Origin of the sequence: Terrabacter terrae (assembly GCF_039529575.1) — a bacterium.
Lineage (GTDB): Bacteria > Actinomycetota > Actinomycetes > Actinomycetales > Dermatophilaceae > Terrabacter > Terrabacter terrae.
This window is the reverse complement of record NZ_BAAANB010000021.1, coordinates 1,615,040-1,619,508: the sequence shown is the minus strand read 5'-3', so window position 1 is coordinate 1,619,508 and position 4,469 is coordinate 1,615,040. Positions and strand designations below refer to the sequence as shown.

Here is a 4,469-nt window from a genome sequence, read left to right as displayed (position 1 = left end):
TCGACGGTTACCAGGTGTTGGCGACGACGGCGTGCTCGATCTCGCTCGGCTCGCCTTGGGCGTTCTCGAGGACGGAGAGAGTGCGGGAGGGCTCGAAGGCGGTCCGCAGGCGCACCGTCGAGGGCAGGCGCACCGGCTTGCGGAACCACACCCGGCTCGTCAGCCCCACCTCGGGCAGCTTCGGGCCGAGAGAGGCGAGGACCTGGGCGTAGGTGTACATCCCGTGCGCGATGGCGCTCGGGAAGCCGAGCGGCCGGGCGGTGAGCGCGTGCACGTGGATCGGGTTCCAGTCACCCGACACGGCGGCATACGCCCTGCCCGTGCCCTCGCCGAGGCGCCACAGCGGGCCCGCGGCGACGCGCTCGAGCGGCGCGGTCGACGGTGGCTCCGACGGCGGCGCCTCGGGGTGCTCGGTGCCGCGGGAGAGATAAGTGCTCGTGCCGCGCCACACCACGTCGCCGAGCACGCTCACCTCCGACACGAGGTCGACCTGCCGTCCCCGCCGGTGCGGCCGCAGGTCCGAGGCCCACACCGCCACGTCGAGCCGGTCGTCGAGGGTGATCGGCCGCACCACCTCGATCCGGTTCTCGACGTGCACGGCCCCGAGCAGCGGCAGCGGGAACTCGTCACCACTCATGACACCCATCTGCAGCGGGAACGCGACGAGGTGGGGGTAGGTCGGCGGCAGGGCGCCGCCGACGGGGAACCGGCAGACGTTCGCGTAGGCGACGAGGTCGTCGACGTCGACGCGTATGCCGGCTCGCGAGTAGCGCACGTCGGGCAGCGTCTCGCTGGAGCTGCCCCGGCGCCGCAGGGCGGTGGCGTAGATGCGGCGCAGGTCGGGAGCCTGCTCGAGCACGATGTCCTTGGTCATCCCGGCCTCACGCCCCGAGCAGGCTCTGGCCGCAGACGCGCACGACCTGACCGGTCACCGCTCCCGCCCCCGGTGAGGCGAACCACGCGATGGTCTCGGCGACGTCCTTCGGCTGGCCCCCCTGCTGCAGCGAGTTCATCCGCCGCCCGATCTCCCTCGTGGCAAAGGGGATGCGCGCCGTCATCTCGGTCTCGATGAACCCCGGGGCGACGGCGTTGACGGTGATGCCCCGGTCCTTGACCTGGCTGGACAGGGCGGAGACGAGCCCGATGACGCCGGCCTTGCTCGCTCCGTAGTTGGTCTGGCCGCGATTGCCCGCGATGCCGGCGATCGAGGCCACGCACACGATGCGTCCGCCGTCGACGAGCCCGTCCGGGCCCAGGATCGCCTCGTTCATCCGCAGGATGGATCGCAGGTTGACGTCCATGACGCTGTGCCAGCGGGCCTCGTCCATGTTGACGAAGAGCTTGTCGCGCGTGATGCCCGCGTTGTGGACGACGATGTCGAGCTGCCTGTGCCGGGTCCTGGCGTGCTCGACGATGCGGCGCCCCGCGTCCTCGGCGGTCACGTCGAGCTGCAGAGCGGTTCCCTTCACCTCGTTGGCCACCGCCGCGAGGGCATCGCCGGCAGCCGGCACGTCGACCGCCACCACCGTGGCCCCGTCGCGGGCGAGGACCTTCGCGATCTCGGCGCCGATGCCGCGCGCGGCGCCGGTGACGACCGCCACCTTGCCGGCCAGAGGCCGGCGCGCGTCCGCCTCGCCACTGCCCGACCCGTCGACGCGCACCACCTGGGCGTCCACGTAGGCAGAGCGGCCCGAGAGGAAGAACTCCACGGCCGAGCGGACACCGCCAGAGGCATCGCCCTGTGCGAGAACGAGGTTCGCGGTGGCGCCGGCGCGCAGCTCCTTGCCGAGGGAGCGGACCGCACCCTCGAGCGCCCGCTGGGTCGCCACCTGCGCGACGTCGCTCAGCGTCGCCGGGTCGGTCCCGATGACGACGACACGCCCGTTGCGCGCGAGCGCCTTGACCGTCGGCGCCCCGAGGACCCGCAGCTGGTCGAGCTCCGCGGGGTCGACGGCCGCGCTCAGGTCGAGCACGACTGCACCGATCTTCTCGCCCGCCTCCGCTGGTGTGCGCACCGTCGCCACGCCGATGCCGCCCAGCCAGGAGGCCAGCCCGTCGGCGAAGCGGCCCCCACCGGCGACGAGCACGGGCCCGTCGCACAGGGGCATACCGGGTTCGTAGCGGCGCAGCCGTGTCGGCTGTGGGACGCCGACGCGCCGGGCCACCGGTGAGCCGAGGATGGTCGTGAACAGGTCGCTCATCTCAGGCCTCCAGGATCGCGACGACGCCCTGCCCACCAGCAGCGCAGATGGAGATGAGGCCGCGACCCCCACCGGCCTCCGCGAGCTGCTTGGCAAGGCTTGCGACGATCCGTCCACCCGTTGCAGCGAAGGGGTGGCCGGCTGCCAGGGACGAGCCGTTGACGTTGAGCCTGCTCCGGTCGATGGAGCCGAGGGGCGCGTCGAGGCCGAGGCGCTCGCGGCAGAAGTCGGCGTCCTCCCAGGCCTTGAGGGTCGTGAGCACCGTTGCCGCGAAAGCCTCGTGGACCTCGTAGTAGTCGAAGTCCTGCAGGCTCAGGCCGTTTCGTGCGAGAAGGCGCGGCACCGCATACGCGGGTGCCATCAGCAGGCCCTCGTCGCCGTGGACGTAGTCGACGGCCGCTGTCTCGGCGTCGACGAACCAGGCCAGCGGCGTGAGCCGGTGCTCCGTCGCCCACTCCTCGCTCGCGAGGAGCACGGCGGACGAGCCGTCCGTCAGGGGCGTCGAGTTCCCCGCCGTCATCGTGGCTCCGTCGCCCTTGCCGAAGACCGGCTTGAGGGTCCTGAGCTTCTCGACGTCGGAGTCCGGCCGCAGGTTCGTGTCGCGCGAGACGCCGAGGTAGGGCGTGAGCAGGTCGTCGAAGAAGCCCCGGTCGTAGGCAGCGGCGAGGTTCCGGTGGCTCGCCGCTGCCAGCTCGTCCTGCGCCTCCCGGGTGATGCCCCACTGGGCAGCCGTCAGGGCCATGTGCTCGCCCATCGACAGGCCCGTGCGCGGTTCGACGTTCTCGGGGATGGAGGGAACGAGGTGGCCGGGACGCAGCCCTGCGAGCGCCTTGGCACGCTCCGTCGTCGACCGGGCCCGGTTGGCCGCGAGCAGGGTCTGGCGCAGTCCCTCGCTCACCGCGATCGGGGCGTCGCTCGCGCTGTCGACGCCGCCGGCGATGCCGGCATCCACCTGACCGAGCGCAATCTTGTTGGCAACGAGGATCGCGGCCTCGAGGCCGGTGCCGCACGCCTGCTGGATGTCGTAGGCGGGGGTTGCCGGGTCGAGGCGGGTCCCGAGCACGGTCTCGCGGGTCAGGTTGAAGTCACGGCTGTGCTTGAGCACGGCTCCCGCGACGACCTCGCCGAGCCGCTCGCCGGCGAGCCCGTAGCGAGCCACGAGCCCGTCGACGGTGGCCGTCAGCATGTCCTGGTTCGAGGCCTTGGCGTACGGCCCGTTGGACCGGGCGAACGGGATGCGGTTGCCACCGAGGATCGCGACGCGGCGCGGCGTCCGCGGGGTGGTCTGTGAAGCCATGGGGTCTCTCCTGAGGCTGGATGTGGACCGGTCGTCTCGACCAAGATAACCGAAACCGGCAGTAGTCGATACAGCGAGTACCTGTTACTTTCGTGAGATGGACGACGACGTGGTGACCGCCGCCGCTCGGCGCAGATCCTCGCGGGACGGGCGCGATGCGCGCTGGGAGCAGCACCGTGAGCAGCGCCGCGAGGCCCTGGTGGACGCGACCATCCGGGCCATCCGCAAGCACGGCGCGGGAGTCGGCATGGACGACATCGCGTCCGAGGCGGGCACCTCGAAGACGGTCGTCTACCGGCACTTCGACGACAAGGCGGGGCTCTACCGCGCCGTCGCGGCCCGGATCGACGCGAGGGTGGTGCGCAACGTCGGGGCTGCCCTCGCCCGGACCGGCGGCCCGGCAGACGCCTCCGCGGCCGCCGCTCGGCAGCTCGTCGCGTCCACCGTCGAGGCCTACCTCTCCCTCGTCGAGTCGGACACGGAGGTCTACCGGTTCGTCGTGACGAGGCCGCTCATCGACCGGCCACTGCCGGACGACCCCGTGGGCGAGACGGTCGTCCAGGTCGCGGACCAGCTGACCCGGTTGCTGCTCGACTCCCTCGCCGCACCGGGCACCGACCCCTCACGCGCCCGTACCTGGGCGATCGCCCTCGTGGGCGCGGTGCGTGCCGTCGCCGACGACTGGCTCGCCACGCCCGAGGCCGACCGCGCCCCCCGCGCGTCGGTCGTCGAGTCGCTCACCGAGCTGGCCTGGCACGGGCTGGCGCCGGCCCTCGCCGTCCCATCCCCCACCGCGTCGCATGCGACCCCGTAAGTCCCCATCACGAGATCGACCTCCTGAGGTCCAGACCGGAAGGCACCAGATGTCCACGGCCACCGACGCCACGACAGACACCCCCGCAGACACCCCCGCAGACACCCCCGCAGACACCCCCGCAGACACCCCCGCAGACACCCCCGCAGACACCCCC

Annotated in this window: 4 protein-coding genes; 1 reads left to right on the top strand and 3 read right to left on the bottom strand. The window is 72.2% G+C overall.

Translation table 11 applies throughout. From position 1 onward, the window contains the following. Positions 1-7: 7 nt before the first annotated feature. Genes ABD194_RS17790 through ABD194_RS17780 form a run of 3 tightly spaced genes read right to left on the bottom strand, consistent with a single transcriptional unit; the run spans position 8 to position 3,498 of the window. Positions 8-874 (bottom strand): MaoC/PaaZ C-terminal domain-containing protein, encoded by an 867-nt coding sequence (locus ABD194_RS17790; RefSeq protein WP_343993821.1) that lies wholly within the window; start codon positions 872-874, stop codon positions 8-10. A gap of 7 nt (positions 875-881) precedes the next feature. Beyond that, a complete protein-coding gene (locus ABD194_RS17785) occupies positions 882-2,201 on the bottom strand; it encodes a 3-oxoacyl-ACP reductase (RefSeq protein WP_343993818.1) in 1,320 nt (439 codons plus the stop codon). Position 2,202: 1 nt separating this feature from the next. Next, positions 2,203-3,498, bottom strand: coding sequence for an acetyl-CoA C-acetyltransferase (locus tag ABD194_RS17780; RefSeq protein ID WP_343993816.1), 1,296 nt, complete (start codon positions 3,496-3,498; stop codon positions 2,203-2,205). Between the two features lie 97 nt (positions 3,499-3,595). Here ABD194_RS17780 and ABD194_RS17775 point away from each other — a divergent pair, with 97 nt between their 5' ends. Next, positions 3,596-4,312, top strand: a complete 717-nt coding sequence (locus tag ABD194_RS17775) for a TetR/AcrR family transcriptional regulator (protein ID WP_343993814.1) — start codon at positions 3,596-3,598, stop codon at positions 4,310-4,312. The last annotated feature ends 157 nt before the right edge of the window (positions 4,313-4,469 follow it).

Excerpts from the sequence above, each read along its gene's own strand:
- ABD194_RS17790 (WP_343993821.1), bottom strand. The coding sequence starts at position 874 with ATGACCAAGGACATCGTGCTCGAGCAGGCTCCCGACCTGCGCCGCATC.
- ABD194_RS17785 (WP_343993818.1), bottom strand. The coding sequence starts at position 2,201 with ATGAGCGACCTGTTCACGACCATCCTCGGCTCACCGGTGGCCCGGCGC.
- ABD194_RS17780 (WP_343993816.1), bottom strand. The coding sequence starts at position 3,498 with ATGGCTTCACAGACCACCCCGCGGACGCCGCGCCGCGTCGCGATCCTC.
- ABD194_RS17775 (WP_343993814.1), top strand. The coding sequence starts at position 3,596 with ATGGACGACGACGTGGTGACCGCCGCCGCTCGGCGCAGATCCTCGCGG.